We start from the raw sequence: 26,044 nt of genomic DNA on the forward strand, positions 1-26,044 counted from the left end.
CGCGTCTGCTGTTTTTGTCCAGACGAACACAACGCCATTTGCAAGCACGCCTGGGCCACGCTGCTCCCCATAGGGTGGAACTCCGCGCCTTCTTTGCGGATGCTCCGCCTCCACGCCGCCGCCCACCGCTGAAGGACTGGGCCGAAGGCGACGGGAAGCGTCTGCTTGACTGCCCGGAACAGCTGCACCCGGAAGAGGTGGAGGAATGGGCGCAGACGCGAATCGGCGCGAAGGCCGGGAGCAGAAGCAAAAAGGCGTTTGATCGTCGGGCCCCCCAGGGTGACATCCCCCACACTTTCAGTGTGTAATGCCTCTATGTCCCTACGCCTCCCGGCCCTGACCCTGCTGCTGACCCTGGCGAGTTCTGCGGGCGCGGCTTCCACCTACCGCCTCCCCGTCAACCTCACGACGGTAAAAAATCCGGGGATGCTGAAGGGCGACAAGGACGCGGAGTTGCCCGCCCTGAACCCCTCGCAACGCGCGGCGCTGTCCCGGCAGGGCTTTGTGATCGCTCCAGCCGACTGGCGGCAGTTCGACGCAGTGTACGAGGCCACCCGCTACGCCGAACAGCCCGTGTTCGTGACCACGGATTCGGTGCTGCACATCTACCACCTGGTGTTTGACAAACTGCTGCGTGATCTGGAGCGCGAGTCGCTGGCTCCGGCGGCGCGGCGGATGACCACGCTGCTTGTGGCCGATGCCCGCAAGCAGTTCCAATCTCTGAAGGGCACGCCCCTGGAGGCCGACGCCCGCCGCGCCCTGGCCTACCTCGCCGCAGCGCAGAAGCTGGCCGATCCTGCCGCCACCGTGCCCACCGAAGTCGCGCCGCTGGTCAACGCCGAGTTGAAGCTGATTGACGCGCACAGTGGGCTGAGCGCTTCGCCCATCTTCGCGGACAGCAAGATGATCGAGGATTATTCCCAGTACGTGCCGCGCGGGCACTACACCCGTTCGGAGGCCTTGAAGCGCTACTTCCGCTCCATGATGTGGCTGGGCCACATGAACCTGCGGGTGCAGGAGCCTGCGGAAGCGCGGACGGCGGCCCTCGTGACCCGGGTGCTGACGGGCAATGCCGAGGCGCAAAAACTCTGGGCCCGGGTGTATGACCCCACGGTGCTGCTCGTGGGCGCGAGCGACGACCTGAATTACCGGCAGTTCGCGTCGGTGCTCAAGAGCGTCACGGGGGGCGATATCCGCAAACTGGGGCAGGCGGCGACGCTGAACGCCTTTCAGGGCGCGCTCGCCAAGCTGCCGCCGCCCCACGTGAACAGCGTTTTCACGGTAGCGAAGCCTGGCGAGGGCGTGGACGCGCGCCAGCGCGAGACGCTGGGCTTCCGGTTGATGGGGCAGCGCTTCACGTTGGACGGGGCGGCCTTTCAGCAACTGATCTACCGCGAGGTGGGCGCCGAGCAGTCCCCCCGCACCCTGCCCCGTGGTCTGGACCTCTTCGCGGCGATGGGCAGCGGCGCGGCCCTCTCCGAATTGCGAAAGCTGGGCGAGGCGAGATACGCGAACTACGAGGCGCAGATGAAAAAGACGCGCGGTCAGTTCACGGCCCTGAAGCCCACCGACTGGAACGCCAACCTCTACAGCGGCTGGCTGTACGTCCTGCAAGCCTTTGCCCAGCCCGAAGCGCGCGACGCCCGCTACCCGGCCTTTATGCGCACACCCGCCTGGACCCGCAAGGAGTTGCTGACCGGCCTGGGCTCCTGGACCGAACTGCGGCACGACACCATCTTGTACGCCAAGCAGGTCATGGCGGAGATGGGCGCGGGCGAGGAACCGGAACACCCGCGCGGCTACGTGGAACCGAACACGCAGGTGTGGTCCCGCCTGCTCACGCTGGAGGCCCTGACGCGCAAGGTGCTGAAAGACCAGAAGATTCTGTCCGGGCGCACGGCGAACAACCTGGACGAACTGCGCGACATGCTGACCTTCCTGCAGTCAGCCACAGGGCGAGAACTGGCGGGCAAGGCGCTGACGCGCGACGAGTATGACCGCCTTCACTTCTACGGCGGCTGGCTGGAGCAGATGAAGCTTGCCAGCACCGATCCGCAGGACACGGAGGACGGAGGCACGCCCACCTTCGACGAGCCGCCCTACGCGGGCGTGGTGGCCGACGTGGCGACGGACGGCGGCGGGGGCCGCGTGCTGGAGGAGGGCACGGGCACGATTCACGAGCTGTACGCCGTCGTACCCGACGGCAGAGGCGGCATCCAGATCGCCCGCGGCGGTGTGTACTCGCAGTACGAATTCACCGTGTCCCTCTCCGGCCGCCTGACCGACGAGGTGTGGCGCACGCGGCTGAAGGCGGGGCAGCTGCCCCCCATGCATCCGTGGCTGCGCGGCATCGTCGTGAAGTGAGGGCGGGGCCGGCCGTCTTCCTCGCGCTGGTCCTCACGTCCGGTGGGCGGGAGCCTGGAACGCTGACCCTCGCCTTCGCCGGCGACGTAAGCGTGGCGCGGGGCGTGGCAAGTCAAAACGCCGGACACTGGGAAACGGCCCTGTCCGGCGTGAGCGACGCCCTGCGCGCAGACGTGACCTACGGCAATCTCGAATCTCCACTGACCGTCGCGCCGTACCGAGCGAAGGGGATCGACCTCCGGGCTTCCCCCTCTGGCGTGGCGGCGCTGGCCCCCTTTGCATTGATGGGGGTGGAGAACAACCATGCCCAAGACGGTGGGGAGGCGGGACGGGTGGAAACGCGGGGGACGTTGCGGCGGGCGGGCATTCTCCCCGTGACGCGAGCATTGACCGTGACCCAGGTGAAGGGCATTTCCGTCGCGTGGATCGCTTTTTTTAACGATGGGCATACCCCACCGCCCCTCGCGGCCATCCGTGAAGGAGCGCGGCGGGCCCGCGTCGTCGTGGGCGTTCACTGGGGCGCGGAGTATGGGCCGGTCACGGACCGGCAGCGCCTGCTCGCCCGGCAACTCGCAGCGGCAGGCGCAACGCTCATCGTGGGCAGTGGGCCGCACGTGCTTCAGGGCACGGAGCGAATCGGCACCACGCTGGTGCTCTACAGCTTGGGCAACCTGCTGCTGGACCAGCCGTATCCCCTGGCCCGTCTGGGCGCGGTGGTCCGGGTGACGGTGGAGGAAGACGGAATTCACGCCTGCGCCGTCCCCACGCGCTACCGGGCCGGACGGGTGACCCCCGCTCCGGGGAAGGAACGGGCCAAAGCCCTCGCCCGGCTCGGTTTGCCCGCCTGCACGGAGGCGAGATGAGGCGGGTCTACCTCGCCCTCCTGCTTGCCGGAGTCGCCCTTGCGGGAGGTGCGGAAGGCGGATGGCGCAGTGTCGAGCCGGGAGGCACCCTCACGCCCACCGGAGCCCTGCGTCCACCCCTGGCGTGTCCACGCCTGCAGCTGCCCGCGACCTGGGCTGTGCGCTCCTCGGTCTATGCCGACGTGACGGGCGACGGTCAGCCCGAGTGCGTGCTGGCGCTGTGGCGGCCCTGGCGCGACTGGCCCATCCGGCGGTGGTCCGCCGCCAAGTCCCCCATCACTGCCAACCACGACGTGGGTGGGGACAGCGCCCATGTGGCTGTCCTCAAACCGGGGCCGGGCGGGATGTACCGGAAAGTGTGGATCGGCAGCGCCCTCTTTCGGCCCGTGACCGCCCTGACGGTGCTTCCAGACCATCGCCTCGTGGCGCTGGAAGGCACGTACCGGGCCGGACGCTTCGCTCCTGCCGCCGCCCTGAGCGAATGGACGTGGACAGGCTTCGGGTTTCGGTTGGAACGCCGCGTGACCCTGAAAGCACGGGAAGTGACCGTGGACTCCGCCGGAAGGCCTGCCGTGCGCTGACCCTGCGTGCGCCACCTGGCCGATGCCCCGGCGCCCCTTCAAGCGCGAGAGTCGGGAAAAGAAGGCAAAGGGAGGGCGAGAGGCGGCATTCGGCAGATCCCGAAGGTGACCGGCAAGACACGAAACGTGAATTCTCAGTTTGGGGGAATGCCCCCGGCTGAACACCGCGCCACATGGGGCGCAGGCAGGCTAAAGACATGAACGGAAAACAGATCACGAAGCTGGGCTTCGAGAAGAAGGCAATCGCCCTGGCCCTGACGGCGGCGACGGCACGCGAACGTGCGGGGCTGGGCCGTGACGACATTTTGAGCGAGCTGTACGCCGTCAAGGACAATCCGGAGGCGTACCTCTCGGGCGGAGTCTACGCGGACCTCGCGCGGGAACTGGCCGCGCAGAACGCCAAGAACCGCGCGCGCCAGGGTGAGGCCCTGCGCCCCACCCCCCTGCCCTACCGCATCTGGGGAGAGGACCTGATCGAACCCGGGGCCACAGCGCAAATGGACGTGGCGATGCGCCTCCCCATCAGCCGCACAGGCGCGCTGATGCCCGACGCACACGTCGGTTACGGCCTGCCCATCGGCGGCGTGCTGGCGACGGAAGACGCCGTGATTCCCTACGGCGTGGGCGTGGACATCGGCTGCTCGATGATGCTCAGCGTGCTGCCCCTCGCGGCGAACGGGCTGAGCACCGACGAGGCCCGCGCCCTGCTGCTCAAGCACACGCGCTTCGGCGCGGGCGTGAGCTTCGAGAAGAACGTACGCGGCGACCACGAGGTGCTGCACGAGGAAACCTGGCGCGAACAGTCCATCCTGCGCCACCTCTATGACAAGGCCGCCGAGCAGATCGGCACGTCGGGCAGTGGCAACCACTTTGTCGAGTTCGGAACCTTCTCGCTGGGGCAGGCCGACCTGGACCTGGAAGCGGGCGAATACCTGGCGGTGCTGTCGCACAGCGGCTCGCGCGGCTTCGGGGCGCAGGTGGCGAACCACTACACCAAAACGGCGCAGGACCTGCATCCCAACCTCGATCCTGCTGCGCGCAAGCTCGCCTGGCTGCCCCTGGACACCGAGGCCGGGCAAGGCTACTGGCAAGCGATGAACTTGGCGGGCCGCTACGCGCTGGCGAACCACGACCTGATCCACGCCCGGCTGGCCCGTGCGCTGGGCGTCAAGCCGCTGGTGCAGGTCAGCAACAGCCACAACCTCGCCTGGAAACAGCTGGTGGGCGGTGAGGAGCGCATCGTTCACCGCAAGGGAGCCACCCCCGCCGAGGCCGGGCAACTCGGCCTGATTCCGGGCAGCATGGCGGACCCCGGCTTCGTGGTGCGGGGGCGGGGCAATGCCGAAGCCTTGGCGAGCGCGAGCCACGGCGCGGGTCGACAGCTGGGGCGCAAGGCGGCGGCCAACACCCTCGCCAAGCGCGACGTGCAGGCGTACCTGAGGGAGCGTGGGATTACCCTGATCGGCGGCGGGATCGACGAGGCCCCGCAGGCGTACAAGCGCATCGAGCAGGTTATCGCCCGCCAGAGCGACCTCGTGGACGTGGTGGGGCAGTTCACGCCGCGCGTGGTGCGGATGGACACGGGCAGCGAGGACGTGTAGCAGCGGTCCACCGCCAGCAAAGGAACGTCCGGCCTGGGGAGACCTGGGGCGGACCCCTTCCGTTTGGGCTACGGGGCTCCCTCCAAAGGCGGACGACGCGCCCACAACCTCCCCGGTACGGTGCTGCCATGACCGAACGAGACTCCGCCGCTCCCGCACAGGTCACGCCCCCCGTTGTTCCCGCACCGCGGCCGCCCAGCCTTCCGCGCCCGCCGCTGGCCGCCACGCCGCTGCTGGTGGCCGCCGGGCTGGCCCTCGCGGCACACGGGCTGACGGTGGGCACCGGGGGCAGGTTCGGACTGAACGTGACCCTGTGGGTGGGACTGTTTGTCGGCGCGGCGCTGACGCTGGCGGGGCGCAAGGGCGCGGTGGTGTCGCGGGAGGGGGCGACGCTGCTGGCCCTGGCGCTGGCCTTTGCCCTGACGTTTGCCCTCTGGGACCTGCCGCCACTGTTTCTGTTGATCAACGTGCTGGCGCTGCTGCTCGCGCTGGTGCTGGGAGCGGCGGGCCTGCGCTTTCCGGGGATGGGCACGGCCAGCGTGGGCAGACTCATCGGCGTGGCCTCCACGGGTGGGTTGCGCTTCGGGTACGGCCCACTCGCGCTGCTGGAACGCTTTCCGTGGGCGAGGCTGAAGGTTCGGGAAGGCAGGGGCGCGGGCCGCGCCGGCGTGGGCCTGCTGCTGACCGCGCCCGTGCTGCTGGTGTTCGGCGGGCTGCTGGCGGGAGCGGACGCTGGATTTGCCCGGCTGGCGTCACACCTGTTCGACTGGCGGCTGGACGGTTTCGCCGAGACGGTCTTCAAGCTGCTGGGCTGGGGAACCTTTGCGGGCGGCCTGGTATACCCGGCCCTGATGGCGCTGCGGCCCACGCTCTTTCCCGCCCAGACCCAGGCTTCGTGGCAGCGGCTGGGGCTGATCGAGGTGGGGGTGCCGCTGGGGTCGCTCGGGGTGCTGTTCGTGGTCTTTCTGGGCACGCAGCTTCCGTATTTCCTGAGCGGAACCTCGCTGCCGGAGGGCTTGACCTTCGCCGATTATGTGCGCCGGGGCTTTACAGAACTGCTGAACGTGGCCCTCCTGACGCTCGCGCTGCTGCTGGGCGCGCACGGGGTCACGCGCGAGGCCGAGCGCACCCGGTCCGGCTACCGCGCGCTCAACCTCGCGGTGCTGGGACCGCTGGCCCTGATTCTGCTGAGCGCAGCCAACCGCTGGCGGCTGTATACCCTGGCCTACGGCCTGAGTGAAATCCGCGTGCTGGGCGCGGCCTTTCTGATCTGGCTGGTGCTGGCGCTGGGGTGGCTGGCGTGGGGGCTGTGGCGCGGAGACCTGCAGCGCTTCGCGTATCCGGCGCTGGTGGCGGGATTTACGGTCTTGCTGGCAACCACGGCGCTGAGTCCCGGTGCCGTGATCGCCCGCGTCAACGTGAACCGACAGACCGCCGCCGTGACCAACGACCTGCGCCGCACGCCCCAGCAGGCAAACGTGGACGAGTTGCTGCGTCTGGGCGCAGACGCCGTACCCGTGGTGCTGGGCCATCTGGAGACGTTGACGCGCGGGTGTGGTTTTGCCGAGCACTGCGGGAATGACCGGGAGACGGTCCTGCGCCGCCTGGAGGATGCGTATCGGGGCGCGCGCGACCTGCGGGTGTGGAACGCGAGCTATGCGCGGGCGCGGACGATGACGCGGACGCTTTCCCGCTGAATCCGCTGCCCGCGCCGTATCCTGCCCCCATGACCTCCTCCTCCCCCATTCAGAAGATGCGCGGAGCCCTCCAGGCCACCTCGCTTGATGGCTGGCTGATGTACGACTTTCAGGGCCTCAATCCCCACGCCCGCACCGTGCTGGCGCTGCCCGCCGGAGCGCACCTCACCCGGAGGTTCTTCGTGTGGGTGCCGCGTGAAGGCGGGGCCGCGCTGCTTCACAACCACATTGAGGGCGGCACCTGGGCCACCTTGACGGCGGGCTGGGACGTGGAGCGCCGGCCCTTCGGTTCCCATGCCGAGCTGGACGCCGCGCTGCGCGAGGTGGTGGCGGGCAAGACGGTGGCGATGGAGTACAGCCCCCAGGGTGCCGTGCCCTACATCAGCCGGGTGGATGCTGGAACGCTGGAGCGGGTGCGGGCGGCGGGTGCGGCAGACGTGGTGAGCAGCGCGGATCTCCTCCAGTCCTTCCTCGCGTGGACAGACGAGGACCTGGCCGCCCACCGCCGGGCCGCCGACGTGCTGATGCGCGCCAAGGACGGCGCGTTCCGCCTGATCCACGAACGGCTGAAAACTGGGGAAGCCGTCACCGAGTTGGACGCACAGGCCGTGATCGAGCGGGCCATCCAGGAGGCGGGCATGACGAGCGGCCACCCCGTCAACGTGAGCTTCGGGGCGAATGCCGCCGATCCCCACTACCAGCCGGAGGGCGAGAAGAACGCGGCGCTCCGCCCCGGTGAGTGCGTGCTGATCGACCTGTGGGCGCAGGAGGAGGGCCGCCCCTTCGCAGACGTGACCTGGGTAGGCCACGCGGGCCAGCCTTCCGCCGAGTACCTGGAGGCGTGGGAGGCGGTGCGCGGAGCGAGAGACGCCGCCTTGGTGCGCCTTCAGGAGCGGCACGCCGCCGAGGGCTGGGGCCACCTGCAAGGCTGGGAACTCGACCGCGCTGCCCGGGACGCGATGGGACCGGACTGGGGAGCTTTTTTCGTCCACCGGACGGGGCACGATCTCGGCGTGCAGATACACGGTTCGGGCGCAAACCTCGACGACTACGAGACGCGCGACACCCGTACCCTCACGCCGGGGCTGGCCGTGACTGTAGAGCCCGGCACCTACCCGCGAGAGAAGGGCTTCGGCATCCGCACCGAGGTGGACGTGTTTCTGTCTCCCGGGGGTCCGCAGGTCACCACCGACGTGCAGCGCAGGCCCTTCATTCTGGGCGAGGGCAAGTGGGAAGACGTGCGGGCAGCGGCGCTGGACTGATGGCCGCCAGCTGAAAGCTCCCATTAAGATTGCCTGAAGTCCACACCCCGCTAATCTGTGGGCATGGCGAACCTCGGCTCCTCCACCATCATGTTGACCGGAGCGGGCGGCGCGCTCGCCACCGCCATTGCCCAGGAACTGGAGGACGCCGGCGCGCAGCTCGTCCTTGTCGGACGAGGCGAGGCGCTGGCAAAGGCCGCCTACCGCGGCCCCGCTGCGGAGGTGCTGGACCTTGACCTCAGCGACCCCTCCAGCGTGGACGCGCTGCGCAAAGTGAAGGTGGACGCCCTCGTCCACACGGCGGGCGGCTTTGCGATGGGCGACGCCCACAAGGCGACCACCGACGACTTGCGCGCGATGTTCGACACGAACATGCTGACCCTCTTTCACGCCGTACAGGGCGTCTTGCCCCACATGCTGCGGCAAAAGGACGGCATGATCATCGGCGTGAGCGCCGGTCAGGCCGCCCGCATGAGTGGGCCGAAAGCGGCGCTCTACACCGCCAGCAAGGCTGCCGTCGCCGCCTACGTCCTCAGCCTGCACGACGAACTCAAGGGCCGGGGCGTGCGCGGTTGCGTGCTGTACCCGATGGGGGCCATCGACACGCCCAAAAACCGCGAGGCGGGCATGGACTGGGACGACCTGATCGATCCGCGCGGCCTTGCCAAGAGCGTCGGCCACGCCCTGACCCGGCCGGACCGGGCGCACGTGACGGAACTCAAAATCTATCCGGACAGCTGAGGGCAGCGGGCAAAGGGCCTTTAGCCTTCTGCCGCGCGCAGCAGCGCCCCCAGTCCGCCTGCGTACCCGTCGTCCAGTCGTGGCCACGTGGGCGGAAAGGGCTGCGTACGCGTCACATCGTTGGGCACCACCACCACGCGCATTCCGGCAGCCACCGCAGCTGTGGCTCCGTTCAGGCTGTCTTCCACGGCCACACATTCCCCCGTCCCGAGACCCAGGCGCTCGGCGGCCAGCACATACAGTTCGGGATCGGGCTTGACCCGGCGCACGTCGTCCCGCGTCACCATCACCTCGAACAGTTCGGCCAGGCCGTGCTGCTCCATCCAGCGCGTGACCCAGGCGCGGTCACTGCTCGTGGCAAGGGCAAGGCGCAGTCCAGCGCGGCGCACAGCTTCCAGCACCTCCCGCACCCCGGGGCGCAGGTCCTGCCCGGCTATGTCGGAAACGATGCGTTCGTGTAGCGCAGACCTGACCGCCTCCCGGTCTGCCCGCACGTGGTCCGGCAAGCCCGCCCAGGGATCGAAGGCGTCCCAGGTGCCGATTCCGCGCTGCCAGTCAGCGAGGCCCAGTTCGCGGCCATGCTCACGGTAAAGCTGCTGCCAGTGGTGAAACTCACGGGTCTCGGTGTCGAGAATTGTGCCGTCGAAGTCGAAGACCACGGCGCGCAGGGGCCGTGCATCGGGCATTGGAGGGCGGGCGACCATGCTGGCAGTCTAGGGGGCCAGGTGTGGGGCGGGCGTCAGGCAGATGTTCACGTGTACTTTCGGTGGACGTTTCGCCCCCAGCTTTGCCGCTAGGCTGCCTCCATGGCCGACTGGATACAGCACCTGATGAACAGCATGGGGTACCTGGGCATCGTGCTGCTGATGGTCCTGGAAAACCTCTTTCCACCCATTCCCAGCGAGTTGATTATGCCGTCGGCGGGCTTCGCGGCGTCGCGGGGCAAGCTCAACCTCGCCCTGGTGATCGCCTCGGGCACCCTGGGCAGCGTGCTCGGTACCCTGCCCCTGTATTACATCGGGCGCGCCTTCGGGGAAAAACGGGTGATCGGCTGGGCCGACAAGTACGGCAAGTGGCTGACCCTGAGCGGCAAGGACGTGAAGTACGCCGACGACTGGTTCGACGAGCACGGCAGTAAGGCCGTGTTGTTCGGCCGCCTGATCCCGGGCGTCCGCAGCCTGCTCAGCCTCCCCGCGGGCATGAGCGAGATGCCCCTGCCCAAGTTCCTGCTCTACAGCGCGCTGGGCTCGGGCCTCTGGACGGCGGCCCTGGCTGGAGCGGGCTACCTGCTGGGCGAGCACTACGACCGGGTGGAGCAGTACCTCGGCCCCATCTCCAAGGTCGTCCTCGTGGGACTGGTCGCGGCCGCCGTGTGGTTCTTCCTCAAGCGCAAGCGGGGGCACACGGAGAGCTAGGGTTCCCGGTACGCTCTGCGTAACACCGCCGAATCTGCGCTGCAGCCGGAGCACAGGCAGGCGCACAATGGCGCAATGCCGGACCTGTCCGCGTCCCCCCTGGAGGCCGAAACCTCCGAACCTGATTCAGCCCCACGCCGCGGGTTGACGACGGAAGAGGCCCGAGTTCTGGAAGCCGTTCAGGAGAAGGGTTCGCCGCCAGGAGGGACAATGCGGTCTCTTTTCAAGGACCTTTGCGGCCGCCAGCTGCTTGCGGGCCGCCCGGGAACCGCCCTCTGGCCCTTTTTGGGTCAGTACGAATTGACGTTGGAAGGCGTGATCGCGCTCAACACGTGGCGAGAACAGCACCGTGGCGCAACGCAGGCAACGCGTGTCAAGAAGAGTGCGGGGAATTCCCCGCACTCAATACACGGTCCAGGAGCGCCGCGAATCTTCATCTTCGTCTGCACCGCCCTTCTCCTGCTGATCTGGCAAGGCTGGCCCGTTCTGGTTGGCCTGGCCCTGCTCGCCGTCATCATCTCGCTTCAACCTAAGCGGCCTTTCGGGCCGGCCAGCTCCACTCCTCCAGCTACGCCTCCAACCAGGGCCGTCCCGGTTCCTGCCCCGCTCCCCCCCCAACTCATCTCCCTCCTCGCCCAAATCGACGCCATCTCCCTTCCTGAGGAAGCCATTGCGTCACGGCAGGGTTACGGGTTGCGGCAACTGCCCCACCGGGCGCGGGAAGCCGTGGAGATGCTGGGCACCATTCCCCCCGGCACCCGCCCGCACACCGAGGCGCAGGGCGAGGTAGAAACCCAGCTGCGTCTTATCCTGGCCCGGCTGAGTGAAGCCCAGGAGGAACAGGCGAGGCAGTCCCTGGACCGCTTGCGCGAACTGCGCCGCGTGCTGGAGGAAGAGGAGGGGAGAACGCACCACTGACGTGGCGCTGACCTCGCCCAGACGGGCGGTGGCCCGGCCTGTTCGGGTACGCTAGCCTGATTCCATGAGCGACGCGCCCCTCAACCCCGAGCATCCCAACTGGGTAAGCCTCGCGCCGGGTGGGGCGCAGCCCTGGAAGACCCTCTCGTCGCGCGTCCTCGTGGACGGCTTCCGGGTGGTGCTCGAAGACCGGGTGCAGACGCCCTCCGGCGGGGAAGCGGTGTACCAGTACCGGCCGCGCGGTCCTCGCGCCGTCTTCGTGCTGCCGGTCACGGTGGCGGGCGAGGCCGTGCTGATCCGCCAGTACCGATACCCCCTGCGGGCCACGGTTTGGGAAGTGGTGGCGGGCGGCGTGGAGCGGGGCGAGGACCTGCACGCCGCCGCCACCCGCGAACTGGCCGAGGAGGTGGGCGGCGTGGCCGCCGAGTGGCTGCCCCTGCCCGGTTTCTACCCGCAGCCGAGCATCAGCGGGGTGGTGTTTTACCCCCTGCTCGCCCTTGGCGTGACCCTGGGCGACACGGCCCACGAGGACAGCGAGGTCATTGAGCGGGTGGTGCTGCCCCTGCGCGAGGCCTACCGGATGCTGGAGACGGGCGAGATCGCCGACGGCGCGAGCAGCCTGACGCTGTGGCACGCCCGGCGCTTTCTCGTGGAGCGCGGCCTGCTGTGACTCCGCCTGCCGGTCTTCCCGCTCCTTTCACCACCCTCGCGGCCCCGCACCGCTTTAACGCCGTGGTGGAGGACAGCGAGTTTCTGGCCTTTGCCGAGCGCGCCGACTCTCCCGAGGAGGCGCTGACCGTGCTCTCGGCCCTGCGCGAACGCTACCCGGACGCCACCCACCACTGCTGGGCGTACCGCATCGGGGCCGCTTACCGTTTCAGCGATGACGGCGAACCGGGGGGCACGGCGGGGGCACCTATCCTGCGGGCCACCGATGGGCAGGGCGTGGATCACGTCACGGTGGTGGTGGTGCGCTACTACGGCGGCGTGAAGCTGGGTACAGGGGGGTTGGTGCGGGCGTATGGGGGCACGGCAGCGGAATGCCTCCGCACCGCGCCGCGCCTGGAGGTGCGGCCCCGGCAGACCCTCACCGTCGCTGTGCCCTTCGAGCACCTCAGCGCCCTGTATCACCTGCTGGCGACCTTCGGAGCGGAACGGGGCGGAGAGGAATACACGGCCCTGGGCGTCAAGTTGCCCGTGGAGCTTTACCCGGAGGACGTGGAAGGGTTTTCGGAAGCGCTGAGGAATGCGACGCGCGGAGCGGCAGAGGTAGAGGTAGAGGGCGGAGCTTCCGCCCACAGCGCCTAAACTTCTCTCCATGACCTCTCCTCTCCCCTACCGAGTTGGCTACGGCGAGGACGCGCACCGTTTGGGTGAGGGCCGTGCCCTGATTCTCGGCGGTGTGCCCATTCCCCACGCCGAGCGCGGCGCGGTGGCCCACAGCGACGGTGACGCCGTGCTCCACGCGGTGGCCGACGCGCTGCTCTCGGGCCTTGCCCTGGGTGATATCGGGCAGTATTTCCCCGACACCGCCGCTGAGAACGCGGGGCTGGACTCGGCCCGGATTCTGGCCCACACCCTCGGGCTGGTCCGCGAGTGGCAGTACGCGCCCGTGAACGTCGCCCTGGTGGTCACGCTGGACCGGCCCAAGCTTGGGGCGCTGCGCAGCGACATCGCCCGCAGCCTGTCTGCCCTCCTGAATCTCCCCGAGACGGAGGTGGGTTTGAGCTTCAAGACCTCTGAGGGCCTCGCGCCCGATCACGTACAGGTACGGGCCACTGTACTGCTCGCACGGGTGGAAGGGTGAGCGGACCTTTCCCCCTGCTGCACGTCGTGCTGTTCGAGCCGGAGAAGGCAGGCAACGTGGGCAACGTCGCGCGCACCTGCTCGGTACTGGGGGCCGAGCTGCACCTGATTCGCCCCTTCGGCTTCCACCTGCATGACCGCGAGTTTCGCCGCGCGGTCATGGACTACATGGAGGGCGTGCGGCTTCACGAGCACGTCAGCTGGACGGCCTTTCAGGAGGGCCTGCCCGGAGAAGCGCGCGTCTGGGCCTTTTCCACCCACGCCACCAAGGTCCATACCCGCGCGGGCTTCCGGCGAGGTGATTACCTGCTGTTCGGGCCCGAGTCGCGCGGCCTCCCCGTCTGGCTGCGTGAGGGCCTGCCCACGCTCAAGTTGCCCCAGCCTGGCGGGGGCCGCAGCCTGAATCTGGCAGTGGCGGCGGGTATTGCAACCTTCGAGGCGGGGCGGCAGATCGAGGGGTGGTGAGGGGAGGTGCTCAGCGCTCAAGGGTAGGCCATCTGCTTCACTCCGATATTTCTCAAATCAGCTTATAGAGGATTTGTCCGAATGGCGCCGTACGTGGAGGGGCACCCTCACGGCGCCATTCTTCCCCATGCGAATTTAAGTCCGCTCGCCGGACTCGGTCAAAAAGAGGACTTCTTTTTGACAACTGCTCCTATCGGAGAGATATCGGAATGAAAACAGGGCCGACCCTACCGCTCCAGACCCGGACGAACCAGCGGGCTGCTGGAGTCTGATACGGAGTAATAATGATTCTCACCCATATGGTTATGAGAGTCATATCTATTTATGTCTTCCCAGACGTGATCTATATCCCCACCATATATAGTCATATATAGGAATCAATTTGGTTTCGTATGATACGGGCTCCGCCTGTCTGGTGAACAGACCGGGGGACCGCCGGTTTGCCAACTCCACACCCGCAACCCGTTTCTCTCCTTCCCGCTCTGCTCGGATTGAATTACCCCGCGAACGATTCAATCCAGGCCGGTATGAACAGCCTGCTCACGAACGTCGGGCGGGACCTGCGGCTGGCACACGGAGCGAATGATGAGGATTCCGGTTCAGCAGTGATGAAATACAAGCGGAGCGAGCAGGAAAAACGGTGGCGAAGAGGCGTGGAAGCACCGGAGCGGAGGAAATGTAATAGCTTATCCGGAAACTGTATGACAGGGGGGCAGCCGCCCAGGCGAGCGCCCGGCTGGCAACGCTGCGGGCGGCACTGGAAATTTACGCGGCCAGCCGCTTCCTCGCCCGCAACCAGCGGGCCTGGCCTCAGGAGACGCGGCCATGCGTGCAGACCTGAATGCCCGCGCTGCCGTCTTCCGCGCCCTGCTGCATTCGGCGCGGCCGACACTGTTGCGGCTGATCTGGACGGCGCCGCCGCCCGGGGAAGCGCTGGCGCGGCTACTAAACATCGCGCCCGCCGCGGTCCTCACCTCGCGCCGCTCACCGAGGCGGGGATGACCACCGTGCGGGCAGCGGGGCATCCCCGCCTGGGGCCGTGACCCTGGCGGAGCGCGCCACGCTGTTCGGGCCGGGCCCACGCCGAGCGCGAGGTCAACGGGGCGCTGGCCGAGACGGGGACTGCTCCACCCTGCGCCGCGAACTGCCGGGCCTGCTGGCGCGCGAGGGGGCGCGTACTGGCGCGTGACCGAACCCGAAACGGGACCACCCACCCTAGAGTGAGGGCCATGACCACCACGACAACGCAGACGTTTGAAGACCGGCTCGCCCGCTACGCCGAACTGCTCGTCCGCACGGGCGTCAACCTGCCGCAGGGGGGCAAGGTACACATCAATGCACCGCTGGAGGCCGCGCCCCTCGTGCGGCTGGTGGCGCGGGCCGCCTACCGGGCGGGAGCGCTCGACGTACGCGCGAATTACAGTGATCCCCACCTCAACCTGGCCCTGTACGAGGACGGTGCGGACAACGCCGTGGATTTTCTCCCCGAGTGGTTCGCGGAGGAAAGCGAACACCTGTTGGAGGACGGCTACGCCTTTATCGCCATCGTGGGTGAGGACCCATCGCTGCTGGCGGGCGTCAACCCAGACCGGGTGGCCCAACGCTCGAAGCTCACCTCTCAGGCGATGCGGAAGGTCAACGAGGCCATTGGCGGCATGCACGTCAACTGGACCGTCGCCGCCATGAGCACCCCTGCGTGGGCACGCCGGGTCTATCCAGAACTGCCCGAGGAAGAAGCCGTCGCGCGGCTGTGGAACGATATTTTTGCCGTCACGCGCGCCGACACGCCCGATCCAGTGGCGGCGTGGACCGAACATCTGGACCGCCTGGAACGCCTGACCGCCTTTTTGAACGGGCGGCAGTACGCGGCCATTCACCTCAGGAGCGAACTGGGGACAGACCTGACCGTGGGCCTGGCCGACGGTCACATCTGGCTGGGCGGCGCAGAGACGGCGAAGAACGGCATTCGCGGTGTGCCCAACCTGCCTACCGACGAGGTGTTCACTGCGCCTCACCGCGGGCGCGTGAATGGGGTGGCCGTCGCCAGCAAGCCGCTGAGTGCGCGCGGGCAACTCATCACCGGTATCCGCGTGCGCTTTGAGAACGGCCGGGCGGTGGAGATCAACGCCGAGGGAGGCGAGGCCACGCTGCGGCAACTGATCGGCACCGACGAGGGCGCGGCCCACCTCGGTGAGATCGCCCTCGTGCCCGCCTCCGCCCCGGTGGCGCAGACCGGAACCCTCTTCCTGAACACCCTGTTCGACGAGAACGCCGCCTCGCACATCGCCTTGGGCCGCTGCTACCCCACCAACGTGGAGGGCGGCGAGGACGAGCAGGGGCTGAAGGCAGCGGGCGGCAACGACAGCCTGATCCACGTGGACTGGATGATTGGCACGCCACAGACAGACGTGGACGGCATCCGCGCAGACGGCACGTGCGAGCCGCTGATGCGGGCGGGGGCGTGGGTGGTGGAGTAAAAGCGCCAGGGCCAGCCGTCAGAAAAACAGAAGGGTATCTCCGCATCCTGGCGACTGGACGCTGGCGAGTGGTGACTCGTTACAATGCCCCCATGACCACCGACCAGTACAACGCCGAAGGCTTCACCCCCTCCCCCGAACTCGCCAGCGAGCGCAAGACCGCCTTCGCGCAGGAGCCCGAACTCGGCGAGGGCATCGATCCCGGCAAGAGCTACCGCGCTGTGCTGGAGACGAGCAAGGGCCGCATCGTCGTTGAGCTGTTCGCCGACGCGGCCCCCGTGACCGTGAACTCGTTCGCGTACCTGCTGCGTCACCACTACTACGACGGCATCAAGTTCCACCGCGTCATCGACGGCTTCATGGCCCAAACGGGCGATCCCAGCGGCACCGGCGCGGGGGGCCCCGGCTACACCTTCGAGGACGAGTTCGTGGACAACCCCCACCGCCACAGCGGCAAGGGCGTGCTGAGCATGGCCAACCGCGGCCCCGCCACCAACGGCTCGCAGTTTTTCATCACCTTCACCGCCACCCCCCACCTCGACGGACGGCACACCGTGTTCGGCCGCGTGGTGGAGGGCCTGGACGTGCTGGACCGCCTGACCCGCATCCAGCCGGGCATGCCCGGCACGCCCGACGTGATCGAGCGGGGGTACCTCGTGGAAAAAGCAGAAGGCTAAAGGTAGAGCGCAGAGGGTGACAGAAGGCGGAGCCGCAAGCCTCCGCCTTTTTCTTTTGGCTCTCTGCACTCTGCTTACTCTGTGGGAATGCCGTGAGAACAGCGCGCTAGACTGCGGGGTATGGACAACCGCACGAACCTCGACGACTACCTGGCGGGGCTGGGCATTTCGGGCGCGGATGATGTGGAGACACCGCCGCCCGCGCCCGAGGTTGCGGCCTTTCCAGCCTCTGTTGCCGAAGCCGTGCCCGAGGAGCCGAGCGCGGTCCTCGAACGCTTCTTGCAGGGCCTGATCACCCGCATCGACCCCACGCTGACCGTGCAGGTGCGCGAGGGTGAGGACGCCCTGGAAGCCGAGATCGGCGGCGAGAACGCTTCTCGCCTCGCGGGACGCGACGGGCGCACGCTGGGGGCCATCGAAGTGCTGGCCTACACCGTCCTTGCCAAGCAGGCGGGGCGCAGCGACCTGCGGGTGCGGGTGGACGTGGGCGGCTTCCGCAGGCGGCAGGCCGATACCCTCACCCGGCTGGCCGAGCGGCTGGCCCTGCAGGTCGCCAAGAGCGGTGAGGCGCACGAACTCCAGCCCATGCCCCCCGCCGAGCGGCGCGTGCTGCACATTGCCCTGAAGGAGCATCCCGACGTGACCACCGAGTCGGTGGGCGAGGGCGCGGCCCGGCGCTTGATTATCAAGCCGCGCCACGCCTAACCTCGCGTCTTGCCAGCGTCCCGAACCGTTCGCGCGTGGCTGCAGGAGGCCACGCGCCTTTTGCGTGGGGCGGGCCTCCCCTCGCCCGAGGCCGACGCGCGGGCGCTGGTGGAGCATGCCCTGAACCTCAGCCGCTCCGCCCTGCTGACCCGCGCGGGCGACGTGGTGCCCGGCGCCGACGCCGCCCGCCTCGCCGAACTTCTGCACCGCCGGGCCGGACGCGAACCCCTCCAGCATCTGCTCGGCGAGGTGGAATGGGGCGGCGTGCGCCTGAGAAGCGACCCGCGCGCCCTGGTGCCCCGCCCGGAGACGGAATGGCTGCTCCACCTCGCGCTGGAGGGCCTGCAGGAGGTGGTGGCCCCCCGCGTGCTGGACGTGGGAACGGGAACAGGAGCCCTGGCGCTCGGCCTCACGCACGCTCGCCCAGATGCCACCATCAGCGCCACGGATCTCAGCCCCGAGGCGCTGAGCCTCGCCCGGGAGAATGCCGAGCGGAACGGCCTGGACGTGACCTTCGTGGAGGGCCACCTGCTCGCGGGCCTGTCTGGGCCCTTTGACCTCATCGTCAGCAATCCACCCTATCTTCCAGACGCAGACCGTGAAGCGGCCGATCCCGAGGTGCGCTTTGACCCGGACCTTGCCCTCTACGCCGGGCCGGACGGACTGGACGTGGCACGCCCCCTGGCGGCGGAAGCGGCGGGCGCCCTCGCACTGGGCGGTCTGCTGCTGCTGGAACTCGACCCACGCAACGCGTCCACGTTTGCCGCCGAACTCCGGATAAGCGGCTGGGAGACCGAAGTGCGGCGGGACCTGACTGGGCGCGAACGCTTTGTGTGGGCACGGCGGGGAGCCTGAAAGCCCTGGTGTGCCTACTCCGGTAACAACAGTTGGTGCGGGCAACGTTTGGAGCACTTTTACACTGAGGTTCATGACTCCCCTCGCCGCGTCTCTCCGGGGTGTGTACCGGGCCTACCCGCAACCCTTCTGGGTGCTGTGGGTGGGCACGCTGATCAACCGGATCGGCGAGTTTGTGGTGCCACTGCTGGGCTTTTACCTCACGTCCGAGCGACATATGGGAATTTCCGAGGTCAGCCTGATCCTGAGCATGCTCGGCGTGGGCCGCTTTGTGGCCGAGGCGCTCAGCGGGCCGGTGAGTGACCGTCTGGGCAGCACCCCCACCATGATGCTCGCGCTGGGCGGGGGCGCGGCAGTGTTGCTGGCGCTGCCCGCCGCGCCTGGCTTCGGGGGCCTCCTGCTGGGCGCACTCGCCTTTTCGCTGCTGACAGCGATGTACAAGCCTGCCGCGAGCAGCGCGGTGGCGGCGATGACCACGGGAGGGCAACGCACCCGCGCCTACAACCTGCTGTACTGGGCAGTCAATGTGGGAACGTCCGTCGCGCCCGCGCTCGGCGGCTGGCTGTCGGGCTTCTCGTTCCGGCTGCTGTTCTGGCTCGACGCCGCCACGATGGCCGCCTACGCCCTGCTGCTCGGCCTGTTTGGAGCGCGGAATGTTCGGCCTGGGCGTAAGTCGGGAAGGGGGCCTTCCCTGCTGCCCCGGGACGCCTTGCTGTGGCGATTCTGCCTCGCGTCGTTGCTGTTCGCGCTGACATACCACAGTTACCGGATGCTGGCGCTCGTGTTCGTTCAGCAGGGCTTGACCGCCGTGCAATACGGGCAGGCCCTCTCGGTCAACGGGCTGCTGGTGGTGGGACTGGGCCTGCCACTGGGGCACGTCACCTCACGCAGCGACCATCCCCGCTGGCAGGTCTGGGGCGCGGCGCTGCTGGGCGCAGGCTTCCTGATCCACGCCTTTGCGCATACCTTCGCCCTGCACGTCCTGGCCGTTTGCATTTGGTCCCTGGGCGAGATCGTCAGCTACAGCATCGGCAAGAGCATCACGGCCGAACTGGCCTGCCCGGAACTGCGCGCCACCTACATCGGGCTGGTCGGCAGCATGTCGGGACTGGCGACGCTGCTCGCGCCCCTGCTGGGAGGCTTTCTGCTCGCCCGGTACGGCAACGCCCCCCTGTGGCTGACCGTGGCGGGGCTGGCCTTCGCGGCGGCGCTGGTGTTCTGGCGCCTGGAGGGGGCGCTTGAACAGCGGCGGGGGGAGAACGAGCAGCGCGCTGCTCTCAGCGCGCCGAGGACCTGATCAGGATTCGGGTTCACCAGTTATTCCATCACTGATGAACCCCAGCGGAGCGAGCAGGAAAAACGGTGACACAGCGGTGCGGAACCACCGAAGCGGAGGGGATGGAACGGATGATCCGGAAACGGTATGCGCGGCTGGCCGCTGGAAACCCGCCGCTCCCCTACCGCGTCTTCGGTACCAGCACCAGCGCCTGCACTTCCTTGACCAGGGCCAGTTCGCGCAGCCGCTCGGCATCCAGGTCGCCCGACTTCGCCAGGGCCTCGGCCTTCTTGCGGTCCACGGACGCCACTTCCAGCGCCGCCGCGTCGCCGAACACGTCCCGGAAGCGGTCCAGGGGGTACTCCACCCGGCGCGAGACCTTCAGCTCGGCGCGGTAGAGCTCCGTTTCGGGCCGCGCCCCGGTCTGAAGGGCGGCCTTGATCTGGGCGGCCAGCTCGTCGCGTTCCAGCTCCAGGCCCTGCAACGTGTCGCGCAGGGTGGCGTAGCGCTCCAGCAGTTCCTCCAGGGTGGGGTCTGTCATAGACCGACGATACCGACTTCCCGCCGGGGGCGGGTAGCATGGAGGGCGTGAGTCAGCCCCCTTTTGATCCCGCCGAACTGGAGCAGCGCATTCTGGACGCCATCCGCCGGGGCGCGAGCATGGAGGACATTGCCGGACTGCGTCCCGCGCGCATGGCCTCGCCGGAAGACGCGATTGGGGCCCTCAAGGAGGGCAACACCCGCTTCTTCTCGGGCCGCGCCACCCGCCCCGAGGCCGACGCCAACCAGCGCCGCGCCCAGATCATGACCCAGACGCCCTTTGCCGCCGTGCTGGCGTGCAGCGACAGCCGCGTGCCCGTGGAGATCGTGTTTGATCAGGGCCTGGGGGACCTCTTCGTGGTGCGGGTGGCGGGCAACGTCGTCGGCGAGTCGGGCCTGGGCACCCTGGAATACGCCACTGAACACCTCAACGTGCGGCTGATCGTGGTGATGGGCCACGAGGGCTGCGGAGCGGTGGCCGCCGCCCTGATGAGCGAGGCCGAGGTGGGCCGCGAGCCCGAGAACCTGCGCCGCCTGATCGCCCGTATCCAGCCCAGCGTGCGGGACCTGCCTCCCATCCGTGACAAGAAGGCCCGGATGCGCGAGGCGGTACTGAATAACGTGCGCCACCAGGTGGCCCTCCTGCGCGAGCAGCCCGTTATCCAGGCGGCCGAGGCCCGGGGCCAGATCCGCGTGATCGGCGCCTACTACGAGATCGGCTCAGGCGCGGTGGACTTCCTGACCGAGGAGGAAGACCTGCGTCCCTGAGCTCCAGGACGCGCCGGAGCGGGTACAGTGGCCGCCATGACGCCACCTCCCATCCCGGTCCTGCGGGGCGAGCGCGTGATGCTCGCGCGGCTGCGCCGCGAGGACATTCCGGAACTCGCCCGCCTCTTCCAGAACCTGGAGCTGACCACGTACCTGAGCGGCCACGGAGCCTCCTACAGCCTGGAAGACGAGCAGGCGTATTTCGAGGCCGTCAGCCGCAACTCACCCACCCAGATCACTTTCGGCATCTACGAGCGCGAGGCCGGGCGGTTGATTGGAGGCATAGACCTGCGCGACATCAACCACCGCCACGGCACGGCGGAACTCGGCGTCTCGATCCACGATCCCGAATGCTGGAGCGGCGGCCTCGGCAAGGAGGCCGTCCGGCTGATGGTGACCTACGGCGTGTTTCACCTGGGCCTGCACAACATTTTCCTGAAGGTCTTCGCCTTCAACACCCGGGGCATCCGCGCCTACGAGAAGGTGGGCTTCTCCGAGATCGGGCGGCGCACGGGCGCGGTTCGGCTGGGGTCCGAGCGCTTCGACACGGTGCTGATGGAGATCACGGCGGACCGGGTGGACACGTCCGGGCTGCGGGCGCAGATCCGCCTCCTGGGGACGGCCCAGTAGGCGGCCCACGCTAGAATGCCTTCCATCACGCGCTCCCGGCCAGAGGGCCGCAGTGGGCGCGTCCGCCCACGTCCGTCAGAACGGGGCCAAAGTACACCGAAGGAGACACTGAAAATGGCCGGTCACAGCAAATGGTCCCAGATCAAGCGCAAGAAGGGTGCCAACGACAAAAAGAGAAGCGCGATGTACTCCAAGCATATTCGCGCCATTCAGGCCGCTGTGCGCTCCGGCGGCAGTGGGGACCCCGCGGGGAATCTGGGCCTGAAAAACGCCATCGCGGCGGCCAAGGCCGATACGGTGCCGGTGGACAACATCGACAACGCCATCAAGCGCGCGGTGGGCGCGGCGGAGGGGGCGGCCGAGTACAAGGAAGTCACCTACGAGGGCTACGGCCCCGGCGGCACCGCCATCTTTATCGAGACGCTGACCGACAACGTGAACCGCACGGTGGCCGATATCCGCGCCGTGTTCAACAAGCGCGGTGGCTCGCTGGGCACCAACGGCAGCGTGGCCTGGCAGTTCGAGAAAAAAGGCGTGATCCTGCTGCCTGACGCCTCTGAAGCCGCACAGGAAGCGGCCATCGAACACGGCGCCGAGGACTTTCAAGAATCGGAGGACGGCCTGGAAATCAGCACCGCTCCCAATGACCTGTACGCCGTGCAAGACGGCCTCTCGGCGGCGGGCTTCAAGGCCGAGAGCGGGCAGATCACCATGATTCCCACCAACACGGTGGCGGTGAGCGGCGACGACGTTCGCAAACTGCTGACGCTGATCGACGCGCTGGAAGACCTGGACGATGTGCAGAACGTCTACTCCAACGCGGAGTTGCCGGAGGACGTGGAGGCCTGACGGCGCCGAGGGCAGAGCGCAGAAGGCCGGGACACGCGCCCGGTCTTTTTTGTCGCCTGTTGAGACGGTCCGGCAGATTCCCGCAAGATCCCGGGACGTATGCTGGCGGTGTTTCCCCGACCTTTCCACCCTTCTCCACAGGAGCCACCATGTACAGGACTGCCCTCGCCCCACGGCTGCTGGCCCTGCTCGTCACCTGTTCGTCTTCGGGGTCCGGTCCGCGCCCAGGCGGCCGCAGGGCGGAGGTTCCGGGAGAAGCAGCGGTGGGGCGTCCTCCTCCCGCCCGCCCTTTCCCGGTGCGGAGGGCTTCGGTGCGGCGGCTACGGACCGGGAAGGCGCGCGATCTACGTGACCAACCTGAACGCTTCCGGCCCCGGTTCGTTGCAAGACGCCTTGGATCAGACTGGGCCGCGCAGGACTTTGTTCAAGGTGAGCGGCGCCACCGCTGGAACCCCCTCCCTCTCTCGGCCGGACGTGACCATCGCCGGGCGGCGTGATCCTGCGCGGGCTCAACACCGAGGGTGACAACGTCTGCGGGGATGAGGGCTGCCCGCCGGAGCCACCGACGACGGTCTGCGCCTGCGCTGGGCGAGGGTTGGCCCCACCGACCACGTGTCGGTGGGCAACGCCGAGGACGAGGCGATTCAGATTTCCTTTTCCAGCGACGTCACCGCGCAGCGCTTCATGCTGGCCGAGACCCCGTGCGCGCCCGGTTACACCAACCTGGAGGTCCATCTTCAGAACTTTTCGGAGGCGCGGGTCGCCGGGAGGTTGGCCCTCTGCCGCCGAGCTTTGGCAGGTTGCGGCGGCTCCAGCGCCCTACAGTACCAGCGCCCGCGCGTTGCCGCCCAGCCGGTCCCACAGCGTAAAGGCCGCGCGGGCACCAGGGCGGATGACGCCCTCGTCGTCCCATCCGGCGGCGAGGGCGGGGCCCCGGGTATGGGCGTGCAGCACGTCCATCTCCGTGAGGGCTTCAGCCGCGGCAACGCGCTCGCCCGCGTCGTCCACCCGCGTCATGGCCGCCGCGAAGTTGGCGCGGTACTCGGGCGGCGCGACGGGCGCGTCGGACCCGAAGGCGAGGACGGCCCCCGCCGCCTTCAGCGAGCGGAAGGCGTAACTCGTGGTGGTGAGGTGGGGCATCAACTCCCGGATCATGGGACCGTCGGCCTGGAGGTGGATGGGCTGCACACTGGCGGTCAGGCCGCGAAAGCGGGGAAGGTCCTGGGGGCGCAGGTGCTGGGCATGTTCCACGCGCAGGCGCACGCCTTTCTCCTTGGCAAGGGGGCGCAGGGCATCGTACACATCCAGTACCTCCGTATTGGCCCGGTCCCCGATGGCGTGGGTAACGGGCGTGAGGCCGAGACGCAGGGCCTGCTCACCGCGCTCGCGGATGAGTTCGGGCGGGTCCAGCGGAATGCCCGTGCCGCTGCCGTCGGCAAAGCCCGGGGCGTGGAGCCAGGCAGTGCGGCTGCCCAGCGCTCCATCGGCGAAGAACTTCACGCCACCCCACTGAAAGAGGCCGCCTGGATTGAGGCTCAGGCCCAGTTCACGGGCGTGGCCCAGGCGCCCGTGGGGCAAGGTGGCCCAGACGCGCAGCGGCAACTCGCCCTGGGCCGCCAGCGTTTGCAGGGCGCGGGGCGCTTCCGGAGACTCGAAGGCCATCGTGTGGGCGCTGACGTAGCCCCGCGCGGCGAGGTCATTGGCGCCTGCGCGTGCCGCCGCGAGGTACTCGGCCTCGGTGGGCACGGGCAGGGCGCGGGCCAGGAGGTCCGTGGCATTTTCCAGCAGGGTGCCCAGGGGCCGCACGACGCGGCCGCCCTCGGGGTCCGGGGTGGTGCCGCTCACCCCAGCCAGTCGCAGCGCGAGTGAGTTGGCCCAGCTCATGTGGAGGTCCCGAGAGTAGAGCAAAACGGGGTGGTGTGGGCTGACCTCATCCAGTAGGGCGGCGGTGGGGTAGTCCGTCAGGCCCAGTTCGGACAGCAGGAAGCCGCCGCCGCGAATCCACGTTCCGCGCGGCGTGTTCAGCGCCCGCTGGCCCACCCGCGCCTGCACCTCCGACACGCTGCGCGCCCCGTGCAGGTTCAGCTGAGACAGCGAGAAGCCGTAGGAGACGAGGTGAATGTGCGCCTCGCTGAGCCCCGGTGTGAGCAGCAGATCGCGGTGATCTTGCACCTCGGCGCGGGGAGCGAGGGCGGCCACCTCTTCCCGCGTGCCCACGGCCAGCACCCGTCCACCGCCCACCAGCACAGCCTCAGCTTGGGGACGTGCATCGTCGAGCGTCAGGGTCCGGGCGTAAATGACCGTGGGGGGAACAGGTGGGGAAAACGTCATGCCTCCCAGGGTAAAGGAGTGGGGAGAACGTGGGTTGCGCCCGCCTCCTTCTCAACGGCCTGTTAGAATTCAGTCATGCCGCGCATCCTGGTGGTGGATGACGACGCCGCCATCCTCAAACTGATCAGCGTGATCCTCACCCGGGCCGGGCACGAGGTTCGCACCAGCAGCCATCCCGTTGAGGCGCTGGACCTCCTCAAGGTCTTCACGCCCGATCTGGTCATCAGCGACGTGGTGATGCCCTACATGACGGGCCTCGAATTTCTGGAACAGGTCCGCGCCCACGACAAGCTGGGGGCCATGCCCTTCGTGCTGCTCTCCAGCCACGCCGAGCGCACCGATGTGCGGCGCGGCATGAACCTGGGGGCCGACGACTACCTGCCCAAACCCTTCACGCCGCAAGACCTGCGGGAAGTGATCGATGCCCGACTGCGCCGCGCGGGCCTGACCCTGCAAAGCGAGAGCGGCATGTCCGCCCGTGGCCTGGGCACCGCGCAGGTGGTGTGGCAGGGCGTGCCGGTGTCTTGGGTGTCGCGCAAGGCGCTGGAGCTGTTTTTCTATCTGCTGGAGCACAACGAGGTCACGTCCTGGGAAGCTGCCGAGGCGCTGTGGCCCGAGAAAGACGAGGCCCGCGCGAGCAGCCTCTTTCACACCACCCTGCACCGTCTGCGCCGCAGCCTGAGCAACGAGGCCGTGGTCAGCACCAACCGGCGCTACGCCCTCGCGGAGAACCTGCGTCCCGAGTACGACGTGCAGCGCTTTGAACTGCTGGCAGCCCAGGCCGAACAGGGCGCGCTGGGCCTGGAAGAACTGCGCGAGCTGACCGGCATGTACGGCCACTTTCTGCCTGGCGTGGACAGTCCCTGGGTGGACGACGTGCGCGCCCGCCTGGAGCAAAAGCAGCTCAGCGTACTGGGCCTCGCCGCCCAGGCGGCCACTGCCGCGGGCCGTCCCAAAGACGCCTCCCAGTTTCACCAGCGCGCCCTGGTCATCGACCCCATGAGCGAGACCGACTGGAGGGGCCTGACCAGCGCCCTGGAGACGCTGGGAGACGCGAGGGCGAAGCTGGCGGCGCAGCGCGAAGCGTGGTGGGCAACAGATTTGAATTAACAGGGAGCATTTCCCCTCTCCCCCGGAGGAACCCATAGCGCTGCGAAGCAGCGAGGAGGTGAGTGGTCCAGCCCGTGGGGAAACGCCCCCACCTCCTCCTCCGCGAAATTCAC

At 68.3% G+C, this 26,044-nt stretch carries 28 protein-coding genes; 25 read left to right on the forward strand and 3 right to left on the reverse strand.

Annotation, left to right across the window (positions count from 1 at the left end; genetic code table 11):
- The first annotated feature begins 38 nt into the window (after positions 1-38).
- The 8 genes from B9A95_RS28090 (at position 39) to B9A95_RS28125 (ending at position 9,109) form a co-directional block, all read left to right on the forward strand.
- Positions 39-308 carry a hypothetical protein gene (locus B9A95_RS28090; RefSeq protein WP_139807016.1) on the forward strand — a complete coding sequence of 90 codons (270 nt, stop codon included), beginning with the start codon at positions 39-41 and terminating at the stop codon, positions 306-308.
- Positions 309-315: 7 nt separating this feature from the next.
- A complete protein-coding gene (locus B9A95_RS28095; RefSeq protein ID WP_084050603.1) occupies positions 316-2,364 on the forward strand; it encodes a DUF3160 domain-containing protein in 2,049 nt (682 codons plus the stop codon).
- The gene (locus B9A95_RS28100; protein ID WP_084051030.1) at positions 2,361-3,227 is read left to right on the forward strand and encodes a CapA family protein; all 867 of its coding nucleotides are present in this window, start codon (positions 2,361-2,363) and stop codon (positions 3,225-3,227) included. Before B9A95_RS28095 ends, B9A95_RS28100 begins: the two co-directional genes overlap by 4 nt.
- Entirely contained in the window at positions 3,224-3,808 is a 585-nt protein-coding gene (locus tag B9A95_RS28105; RefSeq protein WP_084050605.1) for a hypothetical protein, read from the forward strand. The genes B9A95_RS28100 and B9A95_RS28105 overlap by 4 nt, the downstream gene beginning before the upstream one ends.
- Before the next feature lie 197 nt (positions 3,809-4,005).
- Positions 4,006-5,409, forward strand: coding sequence for an RtcB family protein (locus tag B9A95_RS28110; RefSeq protein WP_084050607.1), 1,404 nt, complete (start codon positions 4,006-4,008; stop codon positions 5,407-5,409).
- A gap of 128 nt (positions 5,410-5,537) precedes the next feature.
- On the forward strand, positions 5,538-7,106 hold the full coding sequence (locus B9A95_RS28115) for a DUF4153 domain-containing protein (protein WP_084050609.1): 1,569 nt from the start codon (positions 5,538-5,540) through the stop codon (positions 7,104-7,106).
- 29 nt (positions 7,107-7,135) lie between these two features.
- Positions 7,136-8,368 carry a M24 family metallopeptidase gene (locus tag B9A95_RS28120; RefSeq protein WP_245808528.1) on the forward strand — a complete coding sequence of 411 codons (1,233 nt, stop codon included), beginning with the start codon at positions 7,136-7,138 and terminating at the stop codon, positions 8,366-8,368.
- 63 nt (positions 8,369-8,431) lie between these two features.
- Positions 8,432-9,109, forward strand: coding sequence for an SDR family oxidoreductase (locus B9A95_RS28125; protein ID WP_084050611.1), 678 nt, complete (start codon positions 8,432-8,434; stop codon positions 9,107-9,109).
- Between the two features lie 20 nt (positions 9,110-9,129).
- Here the strand turns inward: B9A95_RS28125 and B9A95_RS28130 are convergent, their stop codons facing one another.
- Positions 9,130-9,813: an HAD family hydrolase gene (locus B9A95_RS28130; RefSeq protein WP_084050613.1), complete on the reverse strand. Its 684-nt coding sequence runs from the start codon at positions 9,811-9,813 to the stop codon at positions 9,130-9,132.
- 102 nt (positions 9,814-9,915) lie between these two features.
- Between B9A95_RS28130 and B9A95_RS28135 the strand changes: the two genes are divergently transcribed.
- The 13 genes from B9A95_RS28135 (at position 9,916) to B9A95_RS28185 (ending at position 19,724) form a co-directional block, all read left to right on the forward strand.
- Positions 9,916-10,524: a DedA family protein gene (locus tag B9A95_RS28135; protein WP_084050615.1), complete on the forward strand. Its 609-nt coding sequence runs from the start codon at positions 9,916-9,918 to the stop codon at positions 10,522-10,524.
- A 210-nt stretch (positions 10,525-10,734) separates the two neighbouring features.
- Positions 10,735-11,442, forward strand: a complete 708-nt coding sequence (locus tag B9A95_RS28140; protein ID WP_084050616.1) for a hypothetical protein — start codon at positions 10,735-10,737, stop codon at positions 11,440-11,442.
- Positions 11,443-11,506: 64 nt separating this feature from the next.
- On the forward strand, positions 11,507-12,112 hold the full coding sequence (locus B9A95_RS28145) for an NUDIX domain-containing protein (protein WP_084050617.1): 606 nt from the start codon (positions 11,507-11,509) through the stop codon (positions 12,110-12,112).
- The gene (locus tag B9A95_RS28150; RefSeq protein ID WP_084050618.1) at positions 12,109-12,750 is read left to right on the forward strand and encodes an IMPACT family protein; all 642 of its coding nucleotides are present in this window, start codon (positions 12,109-12,111) and stop codon (positions 12,748-12,750) included. The genes B9A95_RS28145 and B9A95_RS28150 overlap by 4 nt, the downstream gene beginning before the upstream one ends.
- 10 nt (positions 12,751-12,760) lie before the next feature.
- Entirely contained in the window at positions 12,761-13,249 is a 489-nt protein-coding gene (gene ispF, locus B9A95_RS28155; protein WP_084050619.1) for a 2-C-methyl-D-erythritol 2,4-cyclodiphosphate synthase, read from the forward strand.
- Entirely contained in the window at positions 13,246-13,713 is a 468-nt protein-coding gene (locus B9A95_RS28160; RefSeq protein ID WP_084050620.1) for a tRNA (cytidine(34)-2'-O)-methyltransferase, read from the forward strand. The genes ispF and B9A95_RS28160 overlap by 4 nt, the downstream gene beginning before the upstream one ends.
- Positions 13,714-14,538: 825 nt before the next feature.
- Entirely contained in the window at positions 14,539-14,715 is a 177-nt protein-coding gene (locus B9A95_RS34250) for a hypothetical protein (RefSeq protein ID WP_170928791.1), read from the forward strand.
- A gap of 37 nt (positions 14,716-14,752) precedes the next feature.
- Positions 14,753-14,902: a hypothetical protein gene (locus B9A95_RS34255; RefSeq protein WP_170928792.1), complete on the forward strand. Its 150-nt coding sequence runs from the start codon at positions 14,753-14,755 to the stop codon at positions 14,900-14,902.
- A 40-nt stretch (positions 14,903-14,942) separates the two neighbouring features.
- On the forward strand, positions 14,943-16,190 hold the full coding sequence (locus B9A95_RS28165) for an aminopeptidase (protein ID WP_084050621.1): 1,248 nt from the start codon (positions 14,943-14,945) through the stop codon (positions 16,188-16,190).
- 92 nt (positions 16,191-16,282) lie between these two features.
- Positions 16,283-16,867: a peptidylprolyl isomerase gene (locus B9A95_RS28170; RefSeq protein WP_084050622.1), complete on the forward strand. Its 585-nt coding sequence runs from the start codon at positions 16,283-16,285 to the stop codon at positions 16,865-16,867.
- Between the two features lie 120 nt (positions 16,868-16,987).
- A complete protein-coding gene (locus B9A95_RS28175) occupies positions 16,988-17,572 on the forward strand; it encodes a Jag family protein (RefSeq protein WP_084050623.1) in 585 nt (194 codons plus the stop codon).
- Positions 17,573-17,581: 9 nt separating this feature from the next.
- Complete coding sequence (gene prmC / locus B9A95_RS28180) at positions 17,582-18,427, forward strand: peptide chain release factor N(5)-glutamine methyltransferase (RefSeq protein WP_084050624.1); 846 nt, start codon at positions 17,582-17,584, stop codon at positions 18,425-18,427.
- 73 nt (positions 18,428-18,500) lie between these two features.
- Entirely contained in the window at positions 18,501-19,724 is a 1,224-nt protein-coding gene (locus tag B9A95_RS28185) for an MFS transporter (RefSeq protein ID WP_084050625.1), read from the forward strand.
- 160 nt (positions 19,725-19,884) lie between these two features.
- Here B9A95_RS28185 and B9A95_RS28190 read toward each other — a convergent pair whose 3' ends face one another.
- Positions 19,885-20,244: a hypothetical protein gene (locus tag B9A95_RS28190; RefSeq protein WP_084050626.1), complete on the reverse strand. Its 360-nt coding sequence runs from the start codon at positions 20,242-20,244 to the stop codon at positions 19,885-19,887.
- 38 nt (positions 20,245-20,282) lie between these two features.
- Between B9A95_RS28190 and B9A95_RS28195 the strand changes: the two genes are divergently transcribed.
- From B9A95_RS28195 to B9A95_RS28205, 3 genes are all read left to right on the forward strand, one after another.
- Complete coding sequence (locus tag B9A95_RS28195; protein WP_084050628.1) at positions 20,283-21,011, forward strand: carbonic anhydrase; 729 nt, start codon at positions 20,283-20,285, stop codon at positions 21,009-21,011.
- A gap of 36 nt (positions 21,012-21,047) precedes the next feature.
- Complete coding sequence (locus tag B9A95_RS28200; protein WP_084050630.1) at positions 21,048-21,641, forward strand: GNAT family N-acetyltransferase; 594 nt, start codon at positions 21,048-21,050, stop codon at positions 21,639-21,641.
- 114 nt (positions 21,642-21,755) lie between these two features.
- Positions 21,756-22,490: a YebC/PmpR family DNA-binding transcriptional regulator gene (locus B9A95_RS28205; RefSeq protein WP_084050632.1), complete on the forward strand. Its 735-nt coding sequence runs from the start codon at positions 21,756-21,758 to the stop codon at positions 22,488-22,490.
- An 819-nt stretch (positions 22,491-23,309) separates the two neighbouring features.
- Here B9A95_RS28205 and B9A95_RS28210 read toward each other — a convergent pair.
- Positions 23,310-24,821, reverse strand: coding sequence for an amidohydrolase (locus tag B9A95_RS28210; RefSeq protein WP_084050634.1), 1,512 nt, complete (start codon positions 24,819-24,821; stop codon positions 23,310-23,312).
- Between the two features lie 75 nt (positions 24,822-24,896).
- On the opposite strand from B9A95_RS28210, the gene B9A95_RS28215 reads away from it, so the two are divergent.
- The gene (locus B9A95_RS28215) at positions 24,897-25,931 is read left to right on the forward strand and encodes an AfsR/SARP family transcriptional regulator (RefSeq protein ID WP_084050636.1); all 1,035 of its coding nucleotides are present in this window, start codon (positions 24,897-24,899) and stop codon (positions 25,929-25,931) included.
- Positions 25,932-26,044 lie beyond the last annotated feature (113 nt).

It is taken from the genome of Deinococcus hopiensis KR-140 (assembly GCF_900176165.1).
In the GTDB taxonomy this organism is placed as follows: domain Bacteria; phylum Deinococcota; class Deinococci; order Deinococcales; family Deinococcaceae; genus Deinococcus; species Deinococcus hopiensis.